This window comes from Actinomadura sp. 3N508 (assembly GCF_044326375.1).
Taxonomy (GTDB): Bacteria; Actinomycetota; Actinomycetes; order Streptosporangiales; family Streptosporangiaceae; genus Spirillospora.
On sequence record NZ_JBIRAX010000001.1, the window covers coordinates 1,311,244 to 1,337,602 of the forward strand.

Consider the following 26,359-nt stretch of genomic DNA (forward strand, 5'->3'; position numbering starts at 1 on the left):
GTGTACGGAATCCACGCGTCGCTCGTGACGCCGTTCACCCGGTCCGGCGAGGTGGACGTCAAGTCGCTCGAACGGCTCGCCGTCCACTGCCTGGACAGCGGCGCCGACGGCCTCGTCGCGCTCGGCACGACCGGCGAGGCGGCCATGCTGAGCGCCGCCGAGCAGCGGACGGTCCTGGAGGTGTGCCGCGCCGTCTCGATCGAGCACGGGACGCCGCTGACCGTCGGCGCCGGGACCATCGGCACCGAGGACTCGATCCGCCAGGCCCGCGAACGGGCGCCGCTGGCGGATGCGCTGCTCGTGGTCGTCCCCTACTACCTGCGCCCGTCGGACGAAGGCGTCATCGACCATTTCGCCGCCATCGGCTCCGCCGTGGACATACCGCTCATCGCCTACCACGTCCCGTACCGGACGGGTAAGCCGCTGCCAGCCGAGACGCTCCTGCGGATCCTCGCGCTCGACTGCGTCGCCGGGATCAAGCAGTGCGCGGGCGCCGTCGACCACGACACCCTCACCGTGCTCGCCGCGCACACCCGCAAGGCCATCCTGTGCGGGGACGACGCGTACCTGTACCCGATGCTCCAGCTCGGCGCGTCCGGGGGCGTCACCGCGTCCGCCTGCCTCGCGCCCGCCGGCTACGCCGCGATGGCCGCCGCGACCCGCGACGGCAACGCGCCGCGCGCCCTCGCGCTGCACAACGCGCTGCTCCCGATGGCGGACGCGCTGTTCAGCGAGCCGTCGCCGAGCGTCCTGAAGGCGTGCCTGGTGGACGAAGGGCTGATCGACGAGCCCGCCGTGCGCGCTCCGCTGCACGCGCCGCGTCCCGAGTCGGTCGCGGCGGCGCTGAGGGCGTTCAGGGCCGTCTAGGAGGACGACGCCTGGGCTGCTGCTCGGGCGGCGTGCGGGAGGGCGTCCAGAACGCGTCCGAGCGCCTCCTCGTCGTGCGCGGCCGACAGGAACCACACCTCGTACGCGGACGGCGGCAGGTACACGCCGCGCTCCAGCATCGCGTGGAAGAACGCGGCGTAGGCCTTGGCGTCCTGGTGCTGCGCGGCGGCGAAGTCGCCGACCTTCCCCTCGGTGAAGAAGATCGAGAAGAGGTTCCCGGCGTTCTGCATCGAGTGCGCGACGCCCGCCCGCGCCAGTTCCTCGGAGGCGGCCTTCGACACGGTCTCCGCCGCGCGGTCGACCGCCGCGTACACCTCCGGGGTCGCGTGCCGGAGCGTGGCGAGCCCGGCGGCGGTCGCGAGCGGGTTCCCCGAAAGGGTGCCCGCCTGGTAGACGGGACCCGCCGGGGCGAGCTGGTCCATGATGTCGGCGCGCCCGCCGAACGCGGCGGCGGGCAGCCCGCCGCCCATCACCTTCCCGAACGTCATCAGGTCGCCCGGCACTCCCTCGATCCCGAACCAGCCGGACGGCGACGCCCGGAATCCGGTGAGCACCTCGTCCATCACCAGCAGCGCCCCGTACCGCTCGCAGAGCCGCTTGAGCAGCGCGTTGAAGCCCGGCAGCGGCGGCACCACGCCCATGTTGCACGGCACGGCCTCGGTGATGACGCAGGCGATGTCGGTGCCGTGCTCGTCGAACGCCATCTCCAGGGCCGGGACGTCGTTGTAGGTCAGGATCAGCGTGTCGCCGGTGGTCGCGCCGGTCACGCCGGGGGTGTCGGGGAGGCCGAAGGTGGCGACGCCGGATCCGGCCGCGGCGAGCAGCGCGTCGACGTGCCCGTGGTAGCAGCCCGCGAACTTCACGATCTTGGAGCGTCCGGTGAAGCCGCGCGCGAGCCGGATCGCCGACATCGTCGCCTCGGTGCCCGAGTTGACGAGCCGCACCTTCTCCGCCGGGGTCCGGGAGGCGATCTCCTCGGCCAGCTCGACCTCGCCGGGCGTCGGCGCCCCGTAGGACGTGCCGCGCCCGGCCGCGTCCCGCACCGCCTCGACGACGGCCGGATGCGCGTGCCCGAGGATCATCGGCCCCCACGAGCACACCAGATCGACGTACTCGTTGCCGTCGGCGTCCGTCAGGTAGGGGCCGCGCGCCGACGCCATGAACCGGGGCGTCCCGCCGACGGCGCCGAACGCCCGCACCGGCGAGTTCACCCCGCCCGGCACCACCCGCATGGCACGATCGAACAAGTCCTGGGAGCGATCGAAACCTTTCATTGATTCAGTCTCTCAGTTGCAGTTCGGGAACTTGCCTTGACCTCGCCGGGTACGGGCCGATATTCCACCAAGTACGACATGGCGCCCTGTCTCTGCCTGCGGACTCACGGTGCCCCTTCAACTCCCCGGGCGGCTCACCGGGACATGCGCATCGGAGGGATGGCTTTCACTGTGGTCAACGGCTGGACGGTCCCGGGCTTCACCCACGAACGGGAGCTGGGTGGCGGCGCCGAGGGCCGGGTGGTGCTGGCGGTCGACGACGTGACCAGCACGAAGGTCGCGATCAAGTACCTCGCCGGCGGGCTGCTCGCCGACGAGGCCTTCCGCGCGCGGTTCCGCGCGGCCGCGCGCGTCCTGTCCCAGCTCGAGGACCCCAACGTGGTCGACCTGTACGACTTCGTGGAGAGCGCGGACGGCGCCGCGATCGTGATGCAGTGCGTGGACGGCGTCAGCTTGCGCCGCGTCCTCGCCGCGCAGGGCCCCGCCGGGCCGCTCGCCGCGCTGTCCATGCTCGGCGGGACGCTGCTCGGGCTCGCCTCGGCGGACGAGCACGGGCTGCCGCTGCACGGCGCGCTGCGCCCGGCGAACATCATGATCGACGCGGACGGCAACGCGCGGCTAACCGACTTCGCGACGGCGCGGCCGGGCACCGAGGCGCAGTCCGGCCCGGCGTACGCGGCGCCCGAGCTGTGGGACGGCGCGCCCGCCACCGTCGCCACCGACCTGTACGCGGCCACCGCCGTCTTCTACGAGTGCCTCACCGGCCGTCCGCCCTTCACCGGGCGGAACCTGGCGCGGCAGCACCGCGAGGCGCCGATCCCGGCCGACGAGGTCCCCGGGCCGCTGCGCGATCTCGTCCACCAGGGCCTCGCGAAGGACCCGGCCCGCCGTCCCGCCTCCGCCGTCGACTACCTCGCCGCGCTGGAGGAGGCGGCCGTGTCGGCGTACGGGCCGTCCTGGGAGGCGCAGGGCCGCGGGCGCCTCACCGAGCTGGCCGCGCAGGCCGCCCTCCAGCCCGAGCCGCCGAAGCCCAGGCCGGCCCGCAGCAGCGGCCGCAACCCCGTCGTCGCGGCCAAGCAGCCGGGCGGTGGCGGTTCCCGGACGCGCTGGGTCCTCGCCGCCGTCGCCGTCCTCCTGGTCGCGGGCGCCGGGGCGAGCGCCGCGACGCTGCTGAAGGGCGACAAGAAGCAGCCCGCCACGCCGACGACGGCGCAGAGCAGCACCCCGCAGCCGACACCGCCCGCCGCGGCGCCCGGGGGCATCGACGCGGACCAGCTCGTCGCGCGGATCGACCAGGCCGTCGCGCAGGCGCCGGGCGCCCTGTTCAGCTACCGGCAGACGGGCTGCTGCGGCTTCCCCGCCGGCGGCAAGGGAACGCTCGGGCTGGCCCCGGGCGGGCAGGCGTCCACCGCGCTGCCGTCGTACTCGCTGACGCTGTCGGGGTCGGGCGCGGCCCGCAAGCCGGTCCGCGCGGTCATCGTCCAGGACCGGTTCTACGTGCGCGTCGGCAAGAAGTGGCGCTCGTCGGCGCTGACCGGGCGCGGCTATCCGGCGGCGGCCGGCCAGGTGCGCCAGGGCAGCTCGGTCGCGAACCTGACGGCGCTGCTGCGCTCGTCGACGAAGCTCACCAGGACCGGCGCGATCTACGAGGGCGAGGCCCCGGCGGCGGTGCTGGCGCAGGTCCCCGACCTCGGGCCCATGTACGCGCGGATGGCCGAGGCGACCGGCGTCCAGCAGATCGCGTTCGCGATCAAGTTCGACGCGGGGTTCCGTCCGGTCAAGTTCTGGGTCCGCGCCGGGCCGGAGAAGGGCCGCAACCAGACCATGCGCGGCTCCTACACCAAGTGGGGCAAGAAGCCCGCCATCAAGGCGCCCCGCTGACGGCCTCCGGTCGCTATCCGGCGGCGTCGCAGCTGTCGGAGAGGACTTCGAGGAGCCGCAGCGGGTCGGGGAGCGGGTCGCTGGACGGCGGCCGCAGCCACCCGACCTCCCGCCCGGACGGCAGCACCGACGGCGGCGCCACGACGTAGCTGTCGCGGCAGTGCCACCGCATGCCGGGCGTCTCGGCGACGTCCTCCGGGGAGCAGTCGAGCTGGCAGGACCACCATTCGTCCTCGTCGACGGGCGCGCCGCGGGTCGCGACGAAGAACAGGCTCCGGTCGCCGCCGACGGACGCGACCGGCCCGACGGGCAGGTCTTCACGGGAGATCCGGTCGAGCGCCAGCGTGCCCGCGGCGGCGGGGACGTCGAACACGTCGAAGACGCGGCCGGTCGGCAGGATGATGTTGGCCTGCGGGCGCTCGGCCCACCAGCGGTCGATGACGGCGGTGTCCACGCTGGCCTGGTGCGCCCAGGCCGCCGATACCGGATGCGCGCCCGGATCGGGACAGCCGATCCGGTCACATGAACACGCTCTGTCACCGCCCTTGCGGTCGGCGGCGTTCGGGGGATGGGCACCGGGAAAGCTCGGCCAGCCGAGGGCGGCGTACTCCCGCGCCGCCGAGGCCATCCGGTCGCGTGCCGCCTTCAGCCGTCTGTTCCCCGAGACCGCCAGCATTTCCGCCCCCAATACCCCAAGGTCGAACGTGGGTTCCTGGTTACCGATGATGCCCGGCGGACGAAACCGCGGGCACGGCAACCCCCGGAAAACGACCCTAAGTAACTAGGGGCCGTCCCGATAGGGCGGGACGGCGGATCAGCCCGGTCAGGCCAGCCGGCGCGCCACTTCGGTGGCCCAGTAGGTGAGGGCGATGTCGGCGCCGGCGCGGCGGATGGACAGCAGCGACTCCATGATCATCCGGTCGCGGTCGATCCAGCCCTTCTCGGCGGCGGCCTCGATCATCGCGTACTCGCCGCTGACCTGGTAGGCGACGACGGGGACGTCGACGGTGTCGCGGACGCGGCGGATGACGTCGAGGTACGCCCCGGCCGGCTTCACCATGACCATGTCGGCGCCCTCGTCGATGTCGAGGAGCACCTCGCGGAGGGCCTCGTCGGCGTTGGCCGGGTCCTGCTGGTGGGTGGAGCGGTCGCCGAACTGCGGCGCGCACTCGGCGGCCTCGCGGAACGGACCGTAGTACGCGGACGCGTACTTCGCCGAGTACGCCATGATCGGGAGGTCGGGGTACCCGGCGCCGTCGAGCGCGGCGCGGATCGCGGCGACCTGGCCGTCCATCATGCCGCTCGGGCCGACGACCGCCGTGCCCGCCTCGGCCTGCGCGACCGCGATGGACGCGTACCGCTCCAGCGTCGCGTCGTTGTCGATCTCGCCGGAGTCGGTGACGATGCCGCAGTGCCCGTGGTCGGTGTACTCGTCCAGGCACAGGTCCGTCATGAGGACGGTCGAGTCGCCGAGGTCGGAGTTCAGGTCGCGCAGCGCGTGCTGGACGATCCCGTCCGGGTCGTCGGCGGCGGAGCCCGTCCCGTCCTTCGCCGCCGGGATGCCGAACAGGATCAGCCCGCCGACGCCCGCCTCGACCGCCTCGTGCGCGGCCTTGCGGAGGCTGTCGCGGGTGTGCTGGACGACCCCCGGCATCGACGAGACGGGCTGCGGCTCGTCGATGCCCTCCTTGACGAACATCGGCAGGACGAGGTCGGCGGGGCTGAGCCGCGTCTCGGCCACCATCCGGCGCAGCGCGGGCGTGCGGCGCAGCCGGCGCGGCCGTGCCACCGGAAACCGTGCGGACATGTGAACTGAACTCCCCGTTACCTGCGGCGGCGCGCGCCGCGGCGCATCTGGCTGGGCTTGCGGGGCGGCTCCCCAGCCTCTGCCCGGGACGTCCGCCATCTGGCACCGTACTCGGCGAGCGCCTCCGCAAGGGCGGATACGGATGGTTTGTCTGCCATAACGTCGACGCGCAACCCGTATTCCTCGGCCGTCTTCGCCGTCTGCGGGCCGATCACCGCGATGGCCGTCACCTTGTGCGGCTTCCCGGCGATCCCGATCAGGTTCTTCACCGTGGACGACGAGGTGAACAGCACGGCGTCGAACCCGCCGCCCTTGATCGCGGTGCGGATCTCCTCGGGCGGCGGGGCGGCGCGGACCGTCCGGTAGGCGGTCACGTCCTCGCACTCCCAGCCGAGCTCCGTCAGCCGGGCGATGAGCACGTCCGTCGCGATGTCGGCGCGCGGCAGCAGCACCCGGTTGATCGGGTCGAGGTCTTCGTCGTAGGGCGGCCACTCGCGCGCCAGGCCCTCGCCCGACTGCTCGCCTGAGGGCACCAGGTCGGGCTGGATCCCGAACTCGACCAGGGCCTTGGCCGTCTGCTCGCCGACGGCGGCGACCTTCAGCCCGGCGAACGCGCGGGCGTCGAGCCCGTAGTCGACGAACTTCTCCCGGACGGCCTTGACCGCGTTGGTGGAGGTGAACACCACCCACTCGTAGCGTCCGGTGACCAGGCCCTTGACGGCGCGCTCCATCTGCTGCGGGGTGCGCGGCGGCTCGACGGAGATCGTCGGGACCTCGACGGGGACGGCCCCGTACCCGCGCAGCTGGTCCGACAGCGAGGCGGCCTGCTCCTTCGTCCGCGGCACCAGGACGCGCCACCCGAACAGCGGCTTGGTCTCGAACCAGGACAGCTCGTCGCGGCGGGAGACCACGTCCCCGACGATGATCAGCGCGGGCGCCTCCATGCCCTTGGTGTCGGACGCCAGCTTCTGCAGCGTCGACACGACGGTCTCCTGCTCGGTGGTCGTGCCGAGGCTCGTCATCGCGGCCGGGGTGGAGTCGGGGCGTCCGGTGGCGACCAGGCCCTTGCAGACCTCCGCGACCGCGCCCTCCGCCCCGAGGATCACGAGGGTGGCGGCGGGGTCGGAGAAGCGCTCCCAGTCGACGCCGCCGTCGGAGGCGTCGATGACCCTGACCTCGCGGTGCCCGTCGTCGGTCAGCGGGATGCCCGCGTAGCCCGGGACGCCCGTCACGGCGGACACGCCAGGCACGACCTCGAACGGGACACCGGCCTTCGCCAGCGCACCGCCCTCGGCGGCGAGCCCGCAGGCCAGCCCCGGGTCGCCCTGGAGCAGGCGCACGACGCGGCGGCCCGCCCGCACGGCCTGGGCGGCGATCCGCACGGGATCGCCGTCCGCCGAGTCGATGATCTCCACGTCCCCGCGGCAGTGGGACAGGATCTCGGGCGGGCAGTGCTCGCGACTCACGATGACCGTGTCCGCGCGCTCCAGCTCGGCGGCGGCACGGAGCGTCAGCAGGCCGGGATCACCCGGGCCCGTCCCGACGATCACGACCCCTGGCGGGCCGGTCGACCGGTCCGCCGCGCCGTCCTCGGCCAGCGTGACAGCGCTTTCAGGCGCCGTGTCCTCGGTTGCGGTCTCGGCGGTGGTGCTCTTCACGGCGGGGCTCAATCGCGCTCCCCCATCAACTGGTCGGCCCCCTGCGCGAGCAGCCGGGCCGCGAGATCGCGTCCGAGCCGTTCCGCGTCGTCCGGGTGGCCGCTTGCGGACAGCCGCACCTGCCGGGCGCCGTCGTACGAAACGACGGTGGCCGTCAGATGGAGCTTTTCATCTACTTCGGCAGCGTACGTCCCCACGGGCGCGGAGCAACCCGCCTCCAGCACGGCCAGGACCGTCCGCTCGGCTGTGACGGCGCGCCTGGTCGGGGCGTCATCGACCGTTCCAAGCAGGGTCCGGAGGTCGGCGCGGCCGGCGCTGCATTCGAGCGCGAGCGCGCCCTGCCCTGGGGCGGGCAGCATCAGGCTCTGGTCGAAGACCTCGGCGACGGCGTCCAGCCGGCCGATCCGCTTCAGGCCCGCGTGCGCGAGGACGACGGCGTCCAGCTCCCCGTCGGCGACCTTGCGGAGCCGGGTGTCGGCGTTGCCGCGGATCGGGACGATCTCCAGATCGGGCCGCATCGCGCGCAGCTGCGCCACCCGCCGCGGCGAGCCGGTGCCGATGCGCGCCCCGCGCGGCAGATCGGCGAGCTTCGCCGGGCCGCACAGCGCGTCGCGGGGGTCGTCGCGGTGCGGGGTCGCGGCGAGCGCGATCCCGGGCGTCTCGGACGTCGGCAGGTCCTTCAGCGAGTGCACGGCGAAGTCCACCTCGCCGGACAGGATCTTGTCGCGGAGCGCGTTGACGAAGACACCCGTCCCGCCGATCTGCGCGAGCAGGGCCTTGGAGACATCACCCTGCGTGGTTACCCCGACCAGCTCCACGGCATGCCCGGTCAGCCGCGTGACCTCGTCCGCGACCCGCTGCGACTGCGTCATCGCCATCAGGCTCCTGCGGGTGCCGAGCCGCAGCGGGCGCTCCCCCGGTTCGCTACCGCTCATCTTTCGTCTCCTCCACGCCCGGCCACGGTGCCGCGGGCGCTCACCGCCCGCACGTTCGCGGCCTGCGCGTTCACCGTCTCCGCGCTCAACCCCTGCTCACTCAACCCATGCTCGCCCAACCCCTGCTCGCCCAGCCCATGAAGCGTGCTCACGCAGTCGGCCTCCGCGCACTCTGGGTCCACCGTAAGGGCGGAGGCACCCTCCCATTCATGATCCTCGTCGCGCGCCTGGCTGTCGCGCATGTCGGCGCGGGCCACCGCCTCCGGCGCCTTCGGGTCCAGGTCGAACAGCTCGCGCAGCGCGTCGGCGTAGGAGTCGCCGCCCGGCGCCGACGCCAGCTCCTTGACCCGGACGGTCGGCGCGTGGAGCAGCTTGTCCACCACGCGCCGGACGGTCTGCTCGATCTCCTGGCGGGCCCGCTCGTCGATCCCGGGCACCCGTCCGGCCAGCCGGGCCAGCTCGGCCTCGACGACGTCCGCCGCCTTGGTGCGCAGCGCGACGACCGTCGGGGCGACGGCCGCGGCACGCGCGGCGCCGAGGAACGCCTCCACCTCGGCGCACACGATCCGCCGGACGGCCTCGACCGCCTTCGGGCCGATGGCGTGCGCGGCCTCCTCGACCGTCCGCAGGTCGTCCAGCCCGGCCAGGCCGACGCCCGGCAGGTCGCGGACGGTCCGCTCGACGTCGTGCGGCAGCGCCAGGTCGAGGAAGAACCGGTTCCGCCCGTCGGAGCCGACGCCCTCCGCCCGGAGGCGCGCCGCCGTCAGCACCAGCCCGGTCGCGCCCGTGCAGGACACCACCAGGTCGGCCGCCGCGACCGCGGAATCGACCTCCGCCAGCTCGATCGCGCGGGACGGCGTCTCCAGCGACTCGGCCAGCCGCACCGCCTTCTCATGGGTGCGGTTCGCGACCACGATCTCGCGCGCCCCGGCACGGCTCAGCGTCGCCGCCGCGAGCGAGCTCATCGATCCGGCGCCGACGACCAGCGCGCGGGCGCCCTCCAGCGGGCCCAGGTGCCGGGCGGCGACGTCCAGCCCGACGCTGACCAGCGAGGCGCCGGCCTTGTCGATGCCCGTCTCGTGGTGGGCGCGCTTGCCGACGCGCAGCGACTGCTGCAGGACGTCGTGCAGCTCGCGGCCGAGCGTGCCCTCCTCCTGCGCGACGCGGAACGCCTGCCGGATCTGCCCGAGGATCTGCCCCTCGCCGACGACCATCGACTCCAGCCCGCACGCCACCGCGAACGCGTGCTGGACGGCCCGCTCCTCGTAGTGGACGTACAGATGCCGCGACAGCTCGTCCAGCGGGACGCCGGACTGCTGCGCGAGAAGCTCGGAGACCGCGGTGACGCCGCCGTGGAACTTGTCGACCACCGTGTAGATCTCGACCCGGTTGCACGTCGAGACGATCGCGGCCTCGGCGACGTTCGCGGAGCCGTGCACGGCGTGCAGCAGCTTCACCAGGTCGTCCCCGGCCACCGCCGCCCGCTCCAGCACCGCCACTGGAGCGCTCCGGTGACTGAGCCCCACGACCAGAATGCTCACGCCCTGCCTCCCGTGTCTCCCGCCGCTGCTCTCATGCGCCCGCCCGGTGGGGGGACGACCCCCCACACCCCCCGGCTCGCTTCGCTCATGCTTCGACCACCGTCTCCACATACTGCTTGGTGCCCGGCGGCGCTTCGCCGGTGGCCAGGGAGGCGAGGCCGTCGGGCCCGCCGGCCTTGCGCTGCTCGTGGAACGCGAGGATCTGCAGCTCGATGGACAGATCGACCTTCCGGACGTCGACGCCGTCGGGCACCGAGAGCACGGCCGGCGCGAAGTTCAGGACGCTCGTCACGCCCGCCGCCACGACGCGATCGCACACCCCCTGGGCCGCGCCCGCGGGGGTCGCGATCACGGCGATGGAGACGCCGTGGCCCGCGATGATGTCCTCCAGCCGGTCGATGTGCTCCACCGTCATTCCGGCGATCTCCTCGCCGACGATGGAGTCGTCCGCGTCCAGCAGGCCCGCCACGCGGAAGCCGCGGGACGCGAAACCGCCGTAGCCGGCCAGCGCACGGCCCAGGTTACCCACACCGATGATCGCGACGACCCAGTCCTGCGTGAGCCCGAGTTCCCGGGAGATCTGGTAGACGAGGTACTCGACCTCGTACCCGACGCCGCGCGTGCCATACGAGCCCAGGTGGGAAAGGTCCTTGCGGAGCTTGGCCGAGTTGACGCCGGCCGCCGCGGCGAGCTCCTCCGAGGACACGGTCGCGACGCCGCGGTCCTGCAGCCCGGTGAGGGCCCGCAGGTATACCGGCAGCCGCGCCACGGTGGCTTCGGGGATGCCGCGCCCGGCGCGGTCACGTTGGCGGTTCTGTCGAGGTGTCACGGCCTGCTCTTCGGGCTCGACGCTGGGAACGGGGCCGCGTCGGCCCCGGGCCCCGCCGGCGCGGTCAGGGGGCGGCCGCACGGCCGCGGCCTGACCGCCTCGGGGCCGTTCACCAGGTTATGCCCTTGTGAATACGCGCACAAAGTGCCCCCCTCGGTAGGCCGATCGGCGCAGCTGAGGGGGCCGGGCGGTGGGGGCCCGTCCAGCAGGGGTTTCCGGCGCGGCTGCCCGTCCGGACCCCTACAGAACGCACGCCGGACGGACGCCCTGATGTGACCGACCAGACACCCCGGACGGGGTCAGGACGAGCCGCGCACCTCGCCGATCGCCGCGCGGAGGCGGTCCTCGTCGACGCGCCAGAAGTCGTGCTGGACACCGTTGATCAGCGTGACGGGGATCTGCTCCCAGTACTGCTCGGTGTCGCTCTCCGACTTGGTGATGTCGCGCTCTTCCCACGGGACGTCCAGCTCGCGGGCGACCCGTTCGATCACCGCGCGGGCGTCGTCGCACAGATGGCAGCCGGGCTTGCCGAGCAGGGTGATCGTGACGTCGTTCAGCGGGCTCACCGGCCGGGGAACTCCGGCGCCGGGAGCGGCACCTTGGCCGGGCCGAGCCGCAGCTCGATCACGTTGGTGGCGAGCACATGGGTGCGGGACTCCGCCAGGAACCGCTGCAGGTGCGGCTGCTTGCGGTGCGCGGCGAACGCGGCCTCGTCCCGGAAGAGCTGGTAGAAGATCCGCTGCGTCGGGGCCCCCACCACCTCGTGGCACGCGAAGATCACCGTGTCGGGCTCGGCGGCCAGCGCGGCCTTCACCAGGTCGGTGGCGAGCCGGTCGAAGGCGTCCTCGCGGCCGTCCAGCAGCGTGTAGACGGTGATCTGGCCGCACGCGCCGGCCAGCCGCCCCAGCCCGCCCGGCGGCGGCCCGGCGGGACGCGCCTGCTCGGGGACGAGCCCGCCCGCGGCGCCCGCGGCACCGCGCCCGGCGCCGAACCCGTCGACGGCGGTGGGCCCGGCCGGGTTCCCGCCCGGGTTGACGGAGAAACCGAGGTCTTCGGACTGCATCGGGACGGGTTCGGGGAACCGGAGCTCCCCCCGCCGCGGGTCATGGGACGGCGGTGGCGGCGGCGTCGGCGCGGAAACGGGCTCGCGCCGCGAACCCACGTAGCCCTGCTCCTCGTACCCGGTCGCGGGCTCTTCGCGGTAGCCGTCGCCGTACTCGTCCCTGCCGTCGTAGCCTTCTTCGTCGTCGTACACCGGGATCGTGCGCATCGCGCCGTAGTAGACGAGCCCGGCCGCGGCGCCGAGCGCGATCACCGCGAGCGGCGCGGGCAGGAACCCGCGGGTGCCGCTGACCACCAGCACGCCCGCGAGCGCGACCAGCGCGACCGGGATCAGCAGCTCGGCGGCCTCCTGGTCGCGCTTGCTCGCCAGCCACGCGGTGACGCCCGTGCACGCCGCGAGCGCGAGCACCGCGACGACGTGCGCGCCGTCGATCAGAAGCAGCGGCAGCGCGTCGTAGGTCTTGCCGGGCTTCGGAAGGCTCTTGGTCAGCGAGCCCTTGAGCGGGTCCAGGACGAGGATGACGGTCGCGACGACCGTGTAGGAGACGGCGAACAGCCAGCCGGCGAAGCGCACCTGCACGTACCGCGCGATCAGCTCGATCATGCCGAGCGCGAGCCAGACCGGCCCGATGAGCGCGGCGCCGAGCTCCATGACGCGGAACAGCACGCCGTTGAACCCGGCCAGGAACCCGACGCTCGCGCACAGCAGCGCCAGCGACAGCCCTACCTGGGTGAACGACCAGGCGATGAGGTAGAGCAGCCGGTCCTTGTTGGCGCGCGAAATCAGCAACCCCGTGGCCGCCAGAGCACCAAGGGTCGCCACCAGCGCGAGAAGAGCGTCGACCATCGCGCCCCATGGTGCCCGATGGCGGCGGCAGAGGGGTAACCCGCATACGGGTGAACACACCCGCACGCCATACGCCGGTGGCCCGGACGGCCACGCCAGGTGATCTGTCCGGCTAGGTCAAGTGGCCGGTCATCGCCACTGGCCGCCGTACGCCATTTGCGCGGAGTGCGCGCCATTGCCTCTGGCATCTATCGGTATCTAGAGTGGCAAATCACGCCGGAGGTCGCGTAAGCCCCGAGGAGAACTGCATGAGCAGCTTGTCCCTCGATGCCGGGGCCCTCCCGCTGCCCCGGTCTCCACGAGGACCCTTCGGCTCCGGCGGTCTCCGCATCCCCGACCGCACCGGCGCCGGACGGGACGTTGCAGGACGAGACGTTGCCGGACGGGACACCGCCGACCGGGACGCCGTCGAGCAGGACGCCGGACGCGCCGAGATCCTCAAGGCGCTCGTCCTGCGGGCGCGGGACGGCGACGCCGAGGCGTTCGGCTCCCTCTACGACCACTACGTCGAGCTGGTCTACCGGTACGTCTACTACCGGGTCGGGTCGCACTCGCTCACCGAGGACCTCACCAGCGAGACGTTCCTCCGCGCGCTGCGCCGGATCTGCGACTTTCACTGGCAGGGCAAGGACTTCGGGGCCTGGCTCGTCACGATCGCCCGGAACCTGGTCGCCGACCACTTCAAGTCCAGCCGCTACCGGCTGGAGGTCTGCACCGCCGAGCTCGTCGAGCCGGACCGGCACCAGGAGGGGCCCGAGCGCGCCGTCCTGGACTCGATGACCAACCGGACGCTGCTGGAGGCCGTCCGGCGGCTGGGGTCGGAGCAGCAGGAGTGCATCGTGCTGCGGTTCCTGCACGGCCTCTCGGTCGCCGAGACCGCGCTGATCATGGGCAAGAAGACGGGCGCGATCAAGGCGCTGCAGTACCGGGCCGTCCGGTCGCTGGGCCGGATGCTCCCCGACGACCTGCGCCACTGACCGCGCCGGATCGCGCCGGATCGCGCCGGATCGCGCCGGAACGCGCCGGAATCGCGGCCACTATTGGATAGATCGTCTATTCCCGGCCCGGCCGTAACCCGCCGCGCCGTCCGATCGTTTGTGCGGTCAGGAGAGCGTTTACGCCTGGACTCCAGAAGGAGAGCCGGTGAGAACCAGGCGAGGGAAGATCATCGAGCAAGGGAATGCGCTTGCCCGGTTGCGGGCGAGCGAAGCGGGGCCCGACCCGCGGTTCCGCGCCGTGCTGCGAGAGCGGCTCGTCGCTGCCGCGGGTGACCGGAGTGATGGCCGTCGCACTCATGGGCGAGGCGACGGCCCGAGGGAGGCGGTTGATTAAGCTCGGCCCCATGTGGCAGACACGGCAGCGGTCGTTTCGGCAAGGCCCGTTCATGCGGGGCTCGTTTTGGCAGTGGCCGTTCTGGCAGCGGGGCAAGGACGAAGATCATGTGAGTGCCGGAGAGGCCGCCGCGGCGGCAGCGGCCGAGCCCGAGCCGTTGCCCGAGCCCGACCCCGCCGCGGCGGCGTTCTTCGACGTCGACAACACGATGATGCGCGGCGCGTCCATCTACTACTTCGCGCGCGGGCTCGCCGCGCGCAAGCTGTTCACCATGCGCGACCTCGCCAAGTTCGCATGGGGGCAGACGGCGTTCCGGGTGCGCGGCAGTGAGAACTCCGAGCACATCGGCAGCGCCAAGGAGGCCGCGCTCGCGTTCGTCGCGGGGCAGAAGGTCGCCGGGGTCGTCAAGCTCAGCGAGGAGATCTACGACGAGGTGATGGCCGACCGGATCTGGAGCGGCACCCGCACCCTCGCCCTCCAGCATCTGGACGCGGGCCAGCAGGTCTGGCTGGTCACGGCCACGCCCGTCGAGGTCGCCCGGACGATCGCGCACCGCCTCGGCCTCACCGGCGCGCTCGGCACCGTCGCCGAGACCAGCGACGGCGTCTACACCGGACGGCTCGTCGGGAACCTGCTGCACGGGCCCGCGAAGGCGGAGGCCGTCCGCGCCCTCGCCCAGCGGGAGGGCCTCGACCTGGCGCGCTGCGCCGCCTACAGCGACTCGATCAACGACCTGCCGATGCTGACGGCCGTCGGCCATCCGCACGCCGTGAACCCGGACGCGGAGCTGCGCGAGCACGCCAAGGAGAACGGCTGGCCGATCCACGACTTCCGCACCGGCCGCCGGGTGACGATGATCGCGCTGCCCGCGGCGGCCGGGGCGGGCGCGCTCGCGGGCGGTGTCGCGGCCGGGATCGCGCTGCGCCGCCACTACCGCGCGAACTGACCACCCCCGCCGATGCGGGATTAGCCTGTCTCCGTGACCGTCGAGCTGACGTTGCTGACGCGGGTCTGCTGCCGCGGCCGGGACGTCACGAGCCCCCGTATGCGCGGCCTCCTCGCGCTGCTCGCCGAGGAACCGCGGGCGGGCGCGTCCGTCGTCCGGCTGGTGGAGGGCCTCTGGCCGGACGGGCGTCCCGAGAATCCGGCGAAGGCGTTGCAGGTCGTGGTGTCGCGGGCCCGGTCGCAGCTCGGCGCGGACGTCATCGCCAGCACGCCGACCGGTTACCGGCTCGGCCTGCGCGAGGACGAGGTCGACGCGTCCGCCGTGCTGCTGGCCGCGGCGGCGAGCGCCCGCAGCGCCCGCGACGGCGACCACGCGAGCGCCCTCGCCCACGCCGAGGCGGGCCTGGCGCTGTGGGACGCTCCCCCGGAACCTGACGGCGACGACGACCCCTTGTCCGTGCTGCGTGCAGGCAGGGCCTCGACATACTCGACGCTGGCCCGCGCCCGCGCGCTCGCCCTCGCGCGGCTCGACCGGCACGCGGAGGCGTTCGACGCGCTGTCCGCCGTGGCCCGCGAGCGTCCCCGCGACGAGGAGGTCCTCGCCGCGCTGCTGCGTTGCGAAGCCGCGACGGCCGGGCCGTCCGCCGCGCTGGCCAGGTTCGAGTCCTACCGGCGTTCCCTTCGCGACGAGCTCGGCACCGATCCGGGGGACGCGCTGCGGGCCGTCCAGCAGGAACTGCTGCGCGACGAAGCCCCGGCCGTCCGGCGCGGTGTCGCGCACGAGCCGAACCCGCTGCTCGGCCGGGACGGCGACATCGCCGCCGTGCTGGGGCTGCTGCGCACGTCCCGCGTCACCTCGATCGTCGGGACGGGCGGGCTCGGCAAGACCCGGCTCGCGAACACCGTGGCGCGCGACGCGCCGCACCGGGCCGTGCACGTCGTCCCGCTGGCCGGTGTCACGCGGGACGAGGACGTCGCCGCCGAGGTGGCCTCCGTGCTCGGCGTCAGCGACCTGCGTGGGACGGCCGCGCCGCGCGGTCTCGGCGGGGCGGCCGACCGCGTCGGCGGGATCGTGGAGATGCTCGGCCCCGGCCCGGTGCTGCTCGTCCTGGACAACTGCGAGCACGTCGTCGACGGCGTCGCCGCGCTGGTCGGCGCGCTGGTGTCGCGGACCCGTGACCTGCGGATCCTCACCACGGGCCGGGCACCGCTCGGCCTGTCGTCGGAGTCGGTGTACCCGCTGCCCGCGCTCGACCCGCCGACGGCCGCCGAGCTGTTCCGGCAGCGTGCGCACGCGGCGCGCCCGGCCGCCGAGATCCCGGCGGGCGCGGTCGAGGAGCTGTGCCGCCACCTGGACGGGCTGCCGCTCGCCGTGGAGCTGGCGGCGGCGCGCGTCCGCGTCATGTCGGTGCCCGAGATCGCCCGCGGGCTGGACGACCGGTTCGCGCTCCTGCGCGGCAACGTCCGCGACGCGCCGTCCAGGCACCGGACCATGCACGCCGTCGTCGACTGGAGCTGGACCCTCCTCGGCCCGTCCGGGCGGGCCGCGATGCAGGCGCTGTCGGTCTTCCCGGCCGGTTTCACCGCGGACGCGGCGCGCCTCGTCCTGGACGGCGACGGCGACGCCCTGGAGACCATCGACGACCTCGTCGGCCAGTCGCTCCTCGAAATGACCGAGGGGGAGGCCGGGACGCGGTTCCGGATGCTGGAGAGCGTCCGGGAGTTCAGCGCGGCGCACCGCGAGGCGGCGGGCGGGACGGAGCGGGCGGTCGCCGGGCTGCTCGCCTGGGCCCGGGAGTTCGGGGCCGCGCACCACGAGTCGCTGTTCGGCGGCGAGCCGTTCGGGTCGCTGGCTCGCGTCCGGGTCGAGCAGGACAACCTGCTTCAGGCGCTGCGGTACGGGCTCGCCCGGGACGACGGCCCGGCCGTCGCGGCGGTGGCGGCCGTCCTCAGCGGGCTGTGGACGCTGGAGTCCGCCTACACCAGGATGATCGTCCTGAACGAGGAGACCGCCGGGCTGCTGAGCCGCTTCCGTCCCGGTCCGGACGACGTCGAGACGACCCGGTCGGCCCTCGCGCTCAGCGTCCTGACCTCGTCCATGCTGAAGGGCCCGCGCGCGACGCGCACGCTCGTCGCGCTGCGGCGGCTGCCGCGCGTCCCGCCGACCACCGTCTCGCGGGCGCTGGCGTTCCTGACGGCGTCCGGGCCTGAGATCTTCGATCCGGACGGCGGCGCCGAGTTCCTCGACCGGATGTGCGGAAGCGACGAGCCCGCGCTCGCCGCCATCGCGAACTGCGTCGCGGGTTACGTCCGGGAACGGGACGGTGACCTGGACGGGGCGCTGGCGGTCACCGAGAAGATGCTGGCGATGACCGGCGACGCCCACACCCCGTGGCTGAGCCTGTTCGTCCACTCGCGGCTCGGTGAGCTGCTGATGCAGCTCGACCAGGCCGGGCGGGCCGTGCACCACCTCCACGTCTCGCTGGACCTCGTGCAGCGGCACGGCTGGCCGGACAACTTCGGGCTGCTGTGGGCGCTCGCCGGCGCCCACGCGAGCCTCGGCGAGTACGACCGGGCGGAACGGTGGCTCGACCAGGCGCTCGTGTCCGGGCCGGACGAGACGTCCGGCATCGCCGCGTTCAACCTGGGCGCCCGCGCCGAGCTCGCCCTCACGCGCGGCGACACCGGCACCGGCCTGCGGCTCTGGCGGCAGGCGGTCGAACGGCTCGCGGAGGTCGCGGACCCCATGAGCGCGCCGCCCGGCCTCGACCCGTGGACACTGGAGGCGCACTGCGCCACCGTGATCGCCCACGCGCGGCACGGGCGGCTCGACCTCGTCGAGGACCTCGCGGCCGGGCTGCCGGGCAAGCTGTCTGCCCTGCTCGCCATGCCGCGGGACACGATGCCGTCCTTCTTCATGGACCTGCCGTTCTGCGGCGGCATCCTCCTGGCGCAGGCCGTCGCAGACCTCGCCCGCGCGGGCGGCGCCGGGGCCGCGCCGCCTGCCGTCCGGACGCGGGCGGCGCGGACGATCGCGCTGGCGGAACGGCTGCACCACATCCGCTCGTTCCAGCCGACGATGTCGGCACGGTCCGTCCGCCGCGACGCCGAATCCGCCGACGCGGCGGCGCACTCCGCCGCGATGGCGGAGTACGCCGGCCTCGACGGCGCCGGGCTGCGCGACGAGGTACGCAAGCTCGCCCGCGACCTCTCCGCCGGCTCGGCCGGCTCGGCTAGCGGGGTGCCTTCCGGTTGAACAGGAACTTCGAGTAGGCGTAGCCGCCGATCCCGAGCCCCGCGCACCAGGCGAGGGAGATCGCCGCGTCCTTCCCGTCCGGCGAGGTGAGCAGCAGGCCGCGGACGGTCTCGATGATCGGGGTGAACGGCTGGTACTCCGCGAACCAGCGCACCCCGGCCGGCATCGACTCCGGCGGGACGATCGCGCTGCCGAGGAACGGCATGAACTGGATGATCAGCGGCGAGTTGCTCGCGCCCTCCGGGTTCTTCGCCAGCAGCCCCAGCGCGACCGCCACCCAGGTCAGCGCGAACGTCAGCAGCACCAGCAGGCCGCTCGCGGCGAGCCAGTCCAGGACGCCGCCGCTCGTCCGGAAGCCGAGCGCGACCGCGACGCCGATCACCGCGACCAGGCTGAGCACCGTCTGGATCATGCTGCCGACCACGTGCCCGGTCAGCAGCGACACCCGCGCGATCGCCATCGTGCGGAACCGGTCGACGATTCCCTCGGTCATGTCGAGGGACACCGACACCGACGTCGTCATGCACCCCGACGCGACCGTCATCAGGATGATCCCCGGCGCGACGTAGTTGATGTAGTCGCCCTTCGCCGGGCCGCCGACGCCCGCGCCGAGCGCGTTCCCGAACACGCCGACGAACAGCAGCATGATCAGGATCGGCATCATCATCATGCCGAAGGACAGGGCCGGGTAGCGCAGCGCATGCCGCAGGTTGCGGCGCAGCATCGTCGCGGAGTCGGCCACCGCGTACGAGAGCGTGCTCATACGGTCGTCACCTCGTTCCGGTCGTTCCGGTCGTTCCGATCGGGACGCTCGGTGAGCGCCAGGAAGACGTCGTCAAGGTCGGGGGTGTGCACGGACAGCTCGTCGACCTCGATCGACGCGTCCTCCAGCCGGCCGAGCAGCGACCGCAGCGACCGGACGCCGCCGTCGCTCGGCACCTGGAGGGCGAGCGCGTCGTCGTCGCGGGTCACCGTGCCGAGCGTGCGCGCCGCCTCGTCCAGCGCGGCCAGGTCCTTGAACCGGAGCCGGACGTGCCCGCCCGAGACCAGGCGCTTCAGCTCGTCCGAGGTGCCCTCGGCGACCAGCCGCCCGCCGTCCAGCACCGCGATCTTGTCGGCGAGCTGGTCGGCCTCCTCCAGGTACTGCGTCGTCAGGAAGATCGTCACGCCCTTCCGGGCCAGCCCGCGGATGATCTCCCACATCGTGCGGCGGCTGCGCGGGTCGAGGCCGGTGGTCGGCTCGTCCAGGAAGATGATCTGGGGGCTGCCGATCAGCGTCATCGCGAGGTCCAGCCGCCGCCGCATCCCGCCCGAGTAGGTGGCGACCATCGTGTTCGCCGCGTCCACCAGGTCGAACCGCTCCAGAAGCTCGTCCGCCGCCCGGCGCCCGGGGACCTTGCCGAGATGGTGCAGGTCGGCCATCAGGATCAGGTTCTCGCGCCCGGTCAGCAGCCCGTCGACGGCCGAGTACTGGCCCGTGACTCCGATCGCCTTGCGCACCCCGTCAGGATCAGTCGCCAGATCACGTCCCGCGATCCGGACGTCGCCGCCGTCCGCGGGGATCAGCGTGGACAGGATGCGCACGGCGGTCGTCTTCCCCGCGCCATTCGGGCCCAGCAGGGAGAAGACCGTCCCGCGCGGGACGTCGAGGTCTATCCCGTCGAGGACGACCTTCTCCCCGAACGCCTTCCGCAGACCGATCGCCTGGATAGCCGTCTGCGCCGGTTCTGTGTTCATGCCCGGCACCCTGCACGGCCCGACCTTCAAGCCGCTTTCAACCCGGTTTCAGGCGACGGTGCCGAGCCGGTCGTCCAGCGCTTCCAGGTCGGCGACGAACCACACGTGACCGGAAGAGTTCGACTCCCGCACAAGCGCCCGCAGCGCCGAACTGCCCTCCACATACCGGGAGATGTCGCCGACGATCACCAGCCGCAGCCGGTAGTTGACGAACTTCTGCATGACATCGCCCGCAAAACGAGTGCCGAGCGCGAAGAAGCGCTCATCGAGCCGGCTCGCAGGCACGGCCACCACCTCGGCACCGAGGAAGGCCGCGCCGATCAGGTCGAGCGCGTCCTGCTCGGTGGCCACCGGCGGTCCGTCCGGATCGCACACCAGGACCTGGACCCCGGCCCGCTCCTCCACCACGTCAGCCATGGTCGATCAGCCCGTTGTCGCCGCCGATGACGGCGTCGATCAGGCGCAGCACGTCGGCGGTCGCCGCGGCGCCGCCCAGTATCACGATCTTCATCCGGCTCCGCTCCTCGTCGTGGACGGCCTGCACCCGCAGTGGAGGCCCGGCGCCGCCGCCCGTGTTGACCCCGGCCAGCACGAGCGTGCTCAGCCGATCGGCCGCGACCCGGTCGACCCCGTCGACCTGCACGATGCTCGACACCTCGACCGGCGCCACGCGCACGGGCGGTGGCCGTCCGGTCAGGTCCTCCAGATCGGCCGGCGCGATCCGGTACTGCTTACCGATCCGCACGGCCTTCAGCCGCCCGGTGCGGATATAGCCGCGCACGGTGCGCACATGAAGGCCAAGGAGGTCGGCAACCTCCTCCACCGAGTACATTTTCTCCGCCATCGTTCCCCATGCTACGACACATAGGGAACGATACGTACATACGGCAGGCACCGTGAAAGCATGCCGCCGTGCCAGTATTCGACGGGATCACCCTCAGGGGCGCCGATCCAGGGCACGCCGTCCGCGACGAGCTCCTCGCCCTCGATCTCCGTTACGTCTGGTGCGACGACGTGAGCGACGACCACCTGCGTTTCCTGATCAAGCAGGGCAGGATCCCGGTCGTCGCCGGATCGCCCGGCGCAGCGCCCGAGCCGTCCCGGTGGATGACCGCCGTGCTGTACTCCGCGAAAGAAGAGAGGGCGATCGACCCCGCCGTCCCGGACGCCTGCACACTGCTCATCCGCACGGACGTCCTCACACCGAGCGCCGCCGCCAAGGCCCTGCACGCACTGGCCATGGCCTGACCCCGACGTGGCGCGCTCGACTTATGCCTGGGCTTCGGCGCGCAGCAGTTCCGCGCGCTTGCTCCGGTGGAAGACGAACGGGGTCAGCGGCAGCAGGCAGGCGAGCACCGCCAGCAGGGAGGGCTTGACGCCCCAGCCGAGCCTGCGACGCGCCGCGAGGAACACCAGCCCCCACGCGATGACCAGCACGCCGTGCAGCATCCCGAGCGGCTGCACCAGGTCGATGTCGGAGACGCGGCTCAGCACCGACCCGAAGATCAGAAGGACGACGAACGACCATCCCTCGGCGAGCGTGACCACCCGGAACCAGAACACCGAGTTGCGCTCACCGAGGTCGCTCAAACTGCTGCTCTTCGCCGGCATGGAGTCCTCCGCGTCGCCCGCACGTCACTACGGCAGGTAGTACTACCCGTCGTAGTGGGGCCTGTCAAACCCCCGAAGATTTCTCCGCGCATGTCGAGAAGCGCCCGTCCGCTCCGACCGACCAGCGAGACGTCTCGACAGAACAGAGAGAACTTCGGATATGCGAATCAACCGCGCGTGGCTGGGAGCGGCCCTGCTCATGCTCCCGACCTTCCTCGTCGCCATGGACCTGACAGCCCTGCTCCTCGCCCTGCCGCAGCTGGCCGCCGACCTGGGCGCGACGAGCGTCCAGCAGCTGTGGATCAGCGACGGCTACGGCTTCCTGGTGGCCGGAATGGTCATCACGATGGGCACGCTCGGCGACCGGATCGGCCGCCGCCGCCTGCTGCTCGCGGGCGCGGCGGCGTTCGCGGCGCTGTCAATCGTCGCGGCGTTCGCGACCGGCCCGCTGATGCTGATCGTCGTCCGCGCGCTGCTCGGCGTCGCCGGGGCAACGCTGGCGCCGTCCACCCTCGCCCTGCTCACCACCATGTTCCGCGACGAGCACCAGCGCGGAAAGGCCATCGCGGTCTGGGCGACCTGCCAGTTCACCGGCGGCGCGCTCGGACCCGTCCTCGCCGGGCTCCTGCTCCAGCACTTCTGGTGGGGATCGATCTTCCTGGCCGCCGTCCCGGCGATGCTGCTGCTGGTCCTCGCGGGCCCCGCCCTCCTGCCAGAGTCCCGCAGCGACCAGGCCGGACGACTCGACCCCGCAAGCGTCGCGGTGTCCCTGGCGTCGGTCCTCCTGATCGTGTATGGGATCAAGCAGCTGACCGTAGAGAACGTCCGCGCCCTGCCCGCCATGGCCCTCGTCGCCGGGGCGGCCATCGGCTGGCTGTTCGTCCGACGCCAACTCCGCTTGGACACCCCGCTCCTGGACCTTCGACTCCTCCGCAACCGCCCCTTCACAGCCGTGCTCGTCGCACTGGTCTTCGCAGGCATCGCAATGGCTGGCACGGGCCTCCTGGTGACGCAGTACCTGCAAGGCGTACTGGGCTACTCACCATTCATGTCAGCAATCCTGTTCGCCCCCATGGGCCTGGGCGTGGCCGCCGGGACCTTGACCGCACCCCTGCTCGCCCGCCGGATGAAGCCGACGACCGCGATAGCCGCCGGGCTGGCGGCATCAGCGATCGGCAGCCTCCTGCTGATCGGCGTGGACGACGCCCGCGCACTCCCCCTTGTGGTCACCGGCATCACCGTCCTGGCGCTGGGCACCGGTCCACTGTTCGCACTGGGCACCGGCCTGATCATCGGGTCCGCCCCGCCGGAGCGCACCGGATCGGCCGCGTCGATGTCAGAGACCGGCAACTACATCGGCGGCTCACTCGGCCTCGCCCTACTCGGCACGGTGGCCGCCGCGATCTACCGCGAGCGGATGAACGACACATCCGACTCGCTGCCCGGAGCCGTAGCCGCCAGCGAGCACCTCCCCGCCGCCCAAAGCGCTGAACTACTGCACACCGCACGAGACGCGTTCACCACCAGCCTGCACGTCACCGGAGCCGTAGCCGCGATCATCTTCGCCGGGCTGGCCGTCCTGGTCCTGACCATGCGCCCCACAACCCCGACCACCCCGGCTCCACTCCCCGACTACGAGACGACCGGTTCCTGAAGTCACACCAGGCACTGATGCCGGATCACGCTGGGGACCGATGTAGGCCGGTCCTTGGAGCGACATGCTCAGGGAGGTCCCACCCGCTATCACTGAAGGAACCTCGTGTCAGTTCATGCAGCCCCAATGCGTCCCGCTGGTGTTCCCGGCCGCACCGTCGCGATGTTGACCGTCCTCACGGTGGCGCTGGCCGCCGCCTTCGTCGTCGCCCCTCGTTTCCTGGCGGGTTTCGGGCCGGGCAGCGGCTTCGCCGGTGAGCCCGACCTCGTCGAAGCTCTCCAGGCGTCGTTCACCGGATACTGGAGTTCTGGCGACCGGGATCTGTCCCCGGGCCTGGAAAGTGTCGTCGACTACTGGTTCCGCTATCACCTGGCCAAAGCCGCGATCGCCGCACTCTTGCTGATCGTGCTCGTCGCGCTCGGCGTCCGCGTTTGGAAGGCATTCGTGAAAGCCAACGGCCTCGGGACGTGCAGGAGCATCGTGCTGGCCTCGACCGGCGTCCTCATCACAATGCTCGCACTGTTCTCGCTGGTAGCGGTAATGGCCAACCTCCAGGGCATGATCGCCCCCTACGCCTCCACGCTGCCGATGTTGACGATAGAGGCCCCCGACACCCAGCTCGCCGGCACGCTCGACCAGATCCGGCTGCAACTGGCCGACCCCCAGGGCACGAACAATCACACCGCACCTGCCCTGCAATTGATGATTGACGACTTCGCCCGCTATCACGTCGCCATGGCCGTGATCGCCGCGATCGTGGCGACCGCCCTCATCGCCCTCAGCGCAGCCTTGTGGAGGCGGTTCGCGCGGACGGACCGGCCGAACAGGCGGACCCGGCGAGTCCTGGGATCGTTCGGCATCCTCTCAGCCCTGCTTTCCCTGGCCGCGATCATCGTCGCCATGGCAAACACCACCACCGCAGCCGACCCAGCACCAGCCCTCCTAGCCTTCTTCCAAAACGGCTGGTGACAGCCATTCCCGCAAGAGACTCGTCCAGGTCAAGGACCTTCGGGGAACTTCCGGACGAAAAGGTAGACGCCGATGCCCAGGAGCACCAGGAAGGGGCCCAACGAGACCAGCATGAACGGCCGCGTAAGGAACTCGAGCGTGCCTTTCACGCCCCTGTCGCTCGTTAAGAAGAGTAGTGCGATCAGCCCTGCCAGTGCCGCCAGGACCATACCCAAACGCCCGTAATAGATGACGTCGCCTCCTGATGGCCATCGTTCCATGCGGGTAGACCCCATCCTTCGGGGGTCTCCGTCCGAACTAGCGACCGATCAGGCCGCGAAGGGCCGCGCACAGGACCGGACGCGGGACGACGAGGACGGGGCCGCCCGGGTCCTTCGAGTCCCGAACGGCCACCGCGTTCCGCATGCTCGCCACCTCGACGCAGGAGCCGCCGGAGTCGCCGCTGCGGCTCGATTCGCGCCAGGTCACGTTTTTCATCGCTCGTCCAGCGTCCTCATCGCCTCACGCAATGCCGTCCGGGACACAACGAGAACCGGGCCATGGCGGTCCTTTGAATCCCGGATGGCCACCTTGTTGTCCATCCCGGCTAGCTCAACACACTGGCCACCATTACTGCCGCTGCGGCTCGACTTGCGCCAGATCAACTCTCGCCTCATGTCTTCCACTTCTCTTCGATCGTGCGCTCGATCAGGTCGACACTCAGGTCGGGCGGGAGAGCCTGCGTCCATATCGCGTCGAACTGATCCTTAAGGTTGGACTTGTCCTCTCGCGTGTCCATCATGATGCCACGTGCGGCCGTCTCGACGTAAGCGATCTCCTCGCCGTTCGGCATAGTCGCGAGCGTAAACGTCCCATGGTTGCCTGGATGCCGCGCACCATTGGGAATGATCTGCACGCTGAGGCGAGGGCTGACGCTCTCACGAAGACGCTGGAGTTGAGCACGCATCACCTCTGGCCCGCCTACGTCGTTCCAGAGGACGGTCTCGGGCAGGAGGTAGATGAGGCGCGGCGGCTGGGGACTTGTGCGGGTGAGGATGTCTTGCCGCTTCAGCCGGGCGTCGATCGCCTCGCGGTCGTCGAACAGCAAGGTGCTGGCGTAAGCCTCGGTCTGGAGCAGTCCGTAGATGACGATGGGCTCGTAAACCTTGAGGGTTCCGGACTCCTCCTCGATGGTGGGCCACTTGCGGAACCACTCGGGGAAGCCGTCCTTCTTGTCGCCGAACAGGCCGTCGTGGAGGTGGGCCAGGGCCTGCTTGGTGTCGAGGACGGTGTCGCAGTGTTCGGCGAAGGAGCGCTCGCAGTGGGATTCCGCGCGTTCGACGGCGCCGATGAACGATGGGCTGTAGGGAATCCTGGCCGCGAGCTGCTTAATGCTGTAATTCGCAAGCACGCGGTATCTGCGGACTTCTGATCCGAACAGGTCGAGGGCGCTGTTCGACGGGGTGAGTCGCTTGGGGGGGCTGCGGCATTTCGTCCTCCCGATGACCAGTCATGACCCATGACGACCAGTGGATGCCGGGCCATGCTCCGAGGTTGCTTCATGACGTGGCGTACACATTCATAAGCATGACACTTTGCGCGATGCTCGGCCAGGGATTAACGGAAATTGAGGTCGCGATGTTCGAGGCGATCGTTTTGACAGTTCCCCCCGAATCGGTCAAAGCGGAATGCCTTTTCGCCACCTCTCGCGCATATCGGACAGGAGGGATGGCGCGTGAAGATGTATGAATTCACAAAAGAGGTCGTTGCGGGTGAGTGCGTCCTCGAACGTACGGAGGAGGCGGTGGGTGCGGCGCGGCGGTTTCTCGCGGAGCGGTTCGCCGGGTGGGGCATCGTGGACGACTTCGACGGGCGGCTCATCGTCTCCGAGCTCGTCACGAACGCGCTGGTGCACGGGAACGGGCCGATCGTGCTCCGGGTGTTCCAGGACGAGCGCGACGGCCTGCCCGTGATCGAGGTCCAGGACGACGGCGTCGGGCGGCCCCTCATCCAGGCGGAGAACCACGCCGCCATTGGCGGGCGTGGGCTGCTTATGGTGGCTTGCCTCGCGCGGGACTGGGGTGTCCGGGCACTGGCGGAGGGAGGGAAGGTCGCGTGGGCGAAGTGCGGGATCTAGCCGTCCGGGCCGAGCGG

27 protein-coding genes are annotated in these 26,359 nt (G+C 71.8%); 10 read left to right on the top strand and 17 right to left on the bottom strand.

All coding sequences use genetic code 11. From position 1 onward, the window contains the following. Window positions 1–867 carry a dihydrodipicolinate synthase family protein gene (locus ACH34S_RS06140; protein ID WP_395951360.1) on the top strand — a complete coding sequence of 289 codons (867 nt, stop codon included), beginning with the start codon at window positions 1–3 and terminating at the stop codon, window positions 865–867. Here the strand turns inward: ACH34S_RS06140 and hemL are convergent. After that, window positions 864–2,162 carry a glutamate-1-semialdehyde 2,1-aminomutase gene (gene hemL, locus ACH34S_RS06145; RefSeq protein WP_395951361.1) on the bottom strand — a complete coding sequence of 433 codons (1,299 nt, stop codon included), beginning with the start codon at window positions 2,160–2,162 and terminating at the stop codon, window positions 864–866. The genes ACH34S_RS06140 and hemL overlap by 4 nt on opposite strands. 159 nt (window positions 2,163–2,321) lie before the next feature. Between hemL and ACH34S_RS06150 the strand changes: the two genes are divergently transcribed. After that, on the top strand, window positions 2,322–4,043 hold the full coding sequence (locus tag ACH34S_RS06150; RefSeq protein ID WP_395951362.1) for a serine/threonine-protein kinase: 1,722 nt from the start codon (window positions 2,322–2,324) through the stop codon (window positions 4,041–4,043). A gap of 13 nt (window positions 4,044–4,056) precedes the next feature. Here ACH34S_RS06150 and ACH34S_RS06155 read toward each other — a convergent pair whose 3' ends face one another. From ACH34S_RS06155 to ACH34S_RS06190, 8 genes are all read right to left on the bottom strand, one after another. Continuing rightward, complete coding sequence (locus tag ACH34S_RS06155; protein ID WP_395951363.1) at window positions 4,057–4,719, bottom strand: bifunctional DNA primase/polymerase; 663 nt, start codon at window positions 4,717–4,719, stop codon at window positions 4,057–4,059. A gap of 147 nt (window positions 4,720–4,866) precedes the next feature. After that, window positions 4,867–5,850 carry a porphobilinogen synthase gene (gene hemB / locus ACH34S_RS06160; RefSeq protein WP_395951364.1) on the bottom strand — a complete coding sequence of 328 codons (984 nt, stop codon included), beginning with the start codon at window positions 5,848–5,850 and terminating at the stop codon, window positions 4,867–4,869. 17 nt (window positions 5,851–5,867) lie between these two features. Then, complete coding sequence (locus tag ACH34S_RS06165) at window positions 5,868–7,448, bottom strand: uroporphyrinogen-III synthase (protein ID WP_395951457.1); 1,581 nt, start codon at window positions 7,446–7,448, stop codon at window positions 5,868–5,870. Window positions 7,449–7,516: 68 nt separating this feature from the next. Then, window positions 7,517–8,443: a hydroxymethylbilane synthase gene (hemC, locus tag ACH34S_RS06170; RefSeq protein WP_395951365.1), complete on the bottom strand. Its 927-nt coding sequence runs from the start codon at window positions 8,441–8,443 to the stop codon at window positions 7,517–7,519. Next, window positions 8,440–9,984 (bottom strand): glutamyl-tRNA reductase, encoded by a 1,545-nt coding sequence (locus ACH34S_RS06175; RefSeq protein WP_395951366.1) that lies wholly within the window; start codon window positions 9,982–9,984, stop codon window positions 8,440–8,442. Before ACH34S_RS06175 ends, hemC begins: the two co-directional genes overlap by 4 nt. An 85-nt stretch (window positions 9,985–10,069) precedes the next feature. After that, the gene (locus ACH34S_RS06180; RefSeq protein ID WP_395951367.1) at window positions 10,070–10,813 is read right to left on the bottom strand and encodes a redox-sensing transcriptional repressor Rex; all 744 of its coding nucleotides are present in this window, start codon (window positions 10,811–10,813) and stop codon (window positions 10,070–10,072) included. A 299-nt stretch (window positions 10,814–11,112) separates the two neighbouring features. Next, window positions 11,113–11,370 carry a glutaredoxin family protein gene (locus ACH34S_RS06185; protein ID WP_395951458.1) on the bottom strand — a complete coding sequence of 86 codons (258 nt, stop codon included), beginning with the start codon at window positions 11,368–11,370 and terminating at the stop codon, window positions 11,113–11,115. A 5-nt stretch (window positions 11,371–11,375) separates the two neighbouring features. Continuing rightward, complete coding sequence (locus ACH34S_RS06190) at window positions 11,376–12,722, bottom strand: putative quinol monooxygenase (RefSeq protein WP_395951368.1); 1,347 nt, start codon at window positions 12,720–12,722, stop codon at window positions 11,376–11,378. A gap of 248 nt (window positions 12,723–12,970) precedes the next feature. Here ACH34S_RS06190 and ACH34S_RS06195 point away from each other — a divergent pair, with 248 nt between their 5' ends. From ACH34S_RS06195 to ACH34S_RS06205, 3 genes are all read left to right on the top strand, one after another. Beyond that, a complete protein-coding gene (locus tag ACH34S_RS06195; RefSeq protein ID WP_395951369.1) occupies window positions 12,971–13,699 on the top strand; it encodes a sigma-70 family RNA polymerase sigma factor in 729 nt (242 codons plus the stop codon). A 407-nt stretch (window positions 13,700–14,106) separates the two neighbouring features. Further along, window positions 14,107–15,000, top strand: a complete 894-nt coding sequence (locus ACH34S_RS06200; RefSeq protein ID WP_395951370.1) for an HAD family hydrolase — start codon at window positions 14,107–14,109, stop codon at window positions 14,998–15,000. 33 nt (window positions 15,001–15,033) lie between these two features. Next, window positions 15,034–18,255, top strand: a complete 3,222-nt coding sequence (locus ACH34S_RS06205) for an ATP-binding protein (RefSeq protein WP_395951371.1) — start codon at window positions 15,034–15,036, stop codon at window positions 18,253–18,255. On the opposite strand, the gene ACH34S_RS06210 is transcribed toward ACH34S_RS06205, so the two are convergent. Genes ACH34S_RS06210 through ACH34S_RS06225 form a run of 4 tightly spaced genes read right to left on the bottom strand, consistent with a single transcriptional unit; the run spans window position 18,233 to window position 20,836 of the window. Further along, a complete protein-coding gene (locus ACH34S_RS06210) occupies window positions 18,233–19,018 on the bottom strand; it encodes an ABC transporter permease (protein WP_395951372.1) in 786 nt (261 codons plus the stop codon). The genes ACH34S_RS06205 and ACH34S_RS06210 overlap by 23 nt on opposite strands. Continuing rightward, window positions 19,015–19,992, bottom strand: a complete 978-nt coding sequence (locus tag ACH34S_RS06215; RefSeq protein WP_395951373.1) for an ATP-binding cassette domain-containing protein — start codon at window positions 19,990–19,992, stop codon at window positions 19,015–19,017. The genes ACH34S_RS06210 and ACH34S_RS06215 overlap by 4 nt, the downstream gene beginning before the upstream one ends. A 48-nt stretch (window positions 19,993–20,040) precedes the next feature. Beyond that, window positions 20,041–20,409 carry a DUF4180 domain-containing protein gene (locus tag ACH34S_RS06220; protein WP_395951374.1) on the bottom strand — a complete coding sequence of 123 codons (369 nt, stop codon included), beginning with the start codon at window positions 20,407–20,409 and terminating at the stop codon, window positions 20,041–20,043. Continuing rightward, entirely contained in the window at window positions 20,402–20,836 is a 435-nt protein-coding gene (locus tag ACH34S_RS06225; RefSeq protein ID WP_395951375.1) for a helix-turn-helix domain-containing protein, read from the bottom strand. Before ACH34S_RS06225 ends, ACH34S_RS06220 begins: the two co-directional genes overlap by 8 nt. A gap of 68 nt (window positions 20,837–20,904) precedes the next feature. Here ACH34S_RS06225 and ACH34S_RS06230 point away from each other — a divergent pair, with 68 nt between their 5' ends. Then, window positions 20,905–21,240, top strand: a complete 336-nt coding sequence (locus ACH34S_RS06230) for a hypothetical protein (protein ID WP_395951376.1) — start codon at window positions 20,905–20,907, stop codon at window positions 21,238–21,240. 21 nt (window positions 21,241–21,261) lie between these two features. Here ACH34S_RS06230 and ACH34S_RS06235 read toward each other — a convergent pair whose 3' ends face one another. Further along, a complete protein-coding gene (locus tag ACH34S_RS06235) occupies window positions 21,262–21,603 on the bottom strand; it encodes a DUF3817 domain-containing protein (protein ID WP_395951377.1) in 342 nt (113 codons plus the stop codon). Between the two features lie 160 nt (window positions 21,604–21,763). Here ACH34S_RS06235 and ACH34S_RS06240 point away from each other — a divergent pair, with 160 nt between their 5' ends. Then, window positions 21,764–23,257, top strand: a complete 1,494-nt coding sequence (locus ACH34S_RS06240; protein ID WP_395951378.1) for an MFS transporter — start codon at window positions 21,764–21,766, stop codon at window positions 23,255–23,257. Between the two features lie 165 nt (window positions 23,258–23,422). Then, complete coding sequence (locus ACH34S_RS06245) at window positions 23,423–24,226, top strand: hypothetical protein (RefSeq protein ID WP_395951379.1); 804 nt, start codon at window positions 23,423–23,425, stop codon at window positions 24,224–24,226. A 297-nt stretch (window positions 24,227–24,523) separates the two neighbouring features. Here ACH34S_RS06245 and ACH34S_RS06250 read toward each other — a convergent pair whose 3' ends face one another. Genes ACH34S_RS06250 through ACH34S_RS06260 form a run of 3 tightly spaced genes read right to left on the bottom strand, consistent with a single transcriptional unit; the run spans window position 24,524 to window position 25,715 of the window. After that, entirely contained in the window at window positions 24,524–24,703 is a 180-nt protein-coding gene (locus tag ACH34S_RS06250) for a DUF397 domain-containing protein (RefSeq protein ID WP_395951380.1), read from the bottom strand. Then, window positions 24,700–24,954, bottom strand: coding sequence for a DUF397 domain-containing protein (locus ACH34S_RS06255; protein ID WP_395951381.1), 255 nt, complete (start codon window positions 24,952–24,954; stop codon window positions 24,700–24,702). Before ACH34S_RS06255 ends, ACH34S_RS06250 begins: the two co-directional genes overlap by 4 nt. Beyond that, window positions 24,879–25,715: a Scr1 family TA system antitoxin-like transcriptional regulator gene (locus ACH34S_RS06260; RefSeq protein WP_395951459.1), complete on the bottom strand. Its 837-nt coding sequence runs from the start codon at window positions 25,713–25,715 to the stop codon at window positions 24,879–24,881. The genes ACH34S_RS06255 and ACH34S_RS06260 overlap by 76 nt, the downstream gene beginning before the upstream one ends. A gap of 2 nt (window positions 25,716–25,717) precedes the next feature. On the opposite strand from ACH34S_RS06260, the gene ACH34S_RS06265 reads away from it, so the two are divergent. Together ACH34S_RS06265 and ACH34S_RS06270 are read left to right on the top strand one after the other, a co-directional pair. After that, a complete protein-coding gene (locus ACH34S_RS06265; RefSeq protein ID WP_395951382.1) occupies window positions 25,718–25,954 on the top strand; it encodes a hypothetical protein in 237 nt (78 codons plus the stop codon). After that, window positions 25,947–26,342, top strand: a complete 396-nt coding sequence (locus tag ACH34S_RS06270; protein WP_395951460.1) for an ATP-binding protein — start codon at window positions 25,947–25,949, stop codon at window positions 26,340–26,342. The genes ACH34S_RS06265 and ACH34S_RS06270 overlap by 8 nt, the downstream gene beginning before the upstream one ends. Window positions 26,343–26,359 lie beyond the last annotated feature (17 nt).

Coding starts and splice junctions, on each gene's coding strand:
- hemL (WP_395951361.1), bottom strand. CDS start 2,162: ATGAAAGGTTTCGATCGCTCCCAGGACTTGTTCGATCGTGCCATGCGG.
- ACH34S_RS06150 (WP_395951362.1), top strand. CDS start 2,322: ATGGCTTTCACTGTGGTCAACGGCTGGACGGTCCCGGGCTTCACCCAC.
- ACH34S_RS06155 (WP_395951363.1), bottom strand. CDS start 4,719: ATGCTGGCGGTCTCGGGGAACAGACGGCTGAAGGCGGCACGCGACCGG.
- hemB (WP_395951364.1), bottom strand. CDS start 5,850: ATGTCCGCACGGTTTCCGGTGGCACGGCCGCGCCGGCTGCGCCGCACG.
- hemC (WP_395951365.1), bottom strand. CDS start 8,443: ATGAGCGGTAGCGAACCGGGGGAGCGCCCGCTGCGGCTCGGCACCCGC.
- ACH34S_RS06190 (WP_395951368.1), bottom strand. CDS start 12,722: ATGGTCGACGCTCTTCTCGCGCTGGTGGCGACCCTTGGTGCTCTGGCG.
- ACH34S_RS06195 (WP_395951369.1), top strand. CDS start 12,971: ATGAGCAGCTTGTCCCTCGATGCCGGGGCCCTCCCGCTGCCCCGGTCT.
- ACH34S_RS06200 (WP_395951370.1), top strand. CDS start 14,107: ATGCGGGGCTCGTTTTGGCAGTGGCCGTTCTGGCAGCGGGGCAAGGAC.
- ACH34S_RS06210 (WP_395951372.1), bottom strand. CDS start 19,018: ATGAGCACGCTCTCGTACGCGGTGGCCGACTCCGCGACGATGCTGCGC.
- ACH34S_RS06215 (WP_395951373.1), bottom strand. CDS start 19,992: ATGAACACAGAACCGGCGCAGACGGCTATCCAGGCGATCGGTCTGCGG.
- ACH34S_RS06220 (WP_395951374.1), bottom strand. CDS start 20,409: ATGGCTGACGTGGTGGAGGAGCGGGCCGGGGTCCAGGTCCTGGTGTGC.
- ACH34S_RS06225 (WP_395951375.1), bottom strand. CDS start 20,836: ATGGCGGAGAAAATGTACTCGGTGGAGGAGGTTGCCGACCTCCTTGGC.
- ACH34S_RS06235 (WP_395951377.1), bottom strand. CDS start 21,603: ATGCCGGCGAAGAGCAGCAGTTTGAGCGACCTCGGTGAGCGCAACTCG.
- ACH34S_RS06240 (WP_395951378.1), top strand. CDS start 21,764: ATGCGAATCAACCGCGCGTGGCTGGGAGCGGCCCTGCTCATGCTCCCG.
- ACH34S_RS06250 (WP_395951380.1), bottom strand. CDS start 24,703: ATGAAAAACGTGACCTGGCGCGAATCGAGCCGCAGCGGCGACTCCGGC.
- ACH34S_RS06255 (WP_395951381.1), bottom strand. CDS start 24,954: ATGGACGCAGGCTCTCCCGCCCGACCTGAGTGTCGACCTGATCGAGCG.
- ACH34S_RS06265 (WP_395951382.1), top strand. CDS start 25,718: ATGACCCATGACGACCAGTGGATGCCGGGCCATGCTCCGAGGTTGCTT.
- ACH34S_RS06270 (WP_395951460.1), top strand. CDS start 25,947: ATGTATGAATTCACAAAAGAGGTCGTTGCGGGTGAGTGCGTCCTCGAA.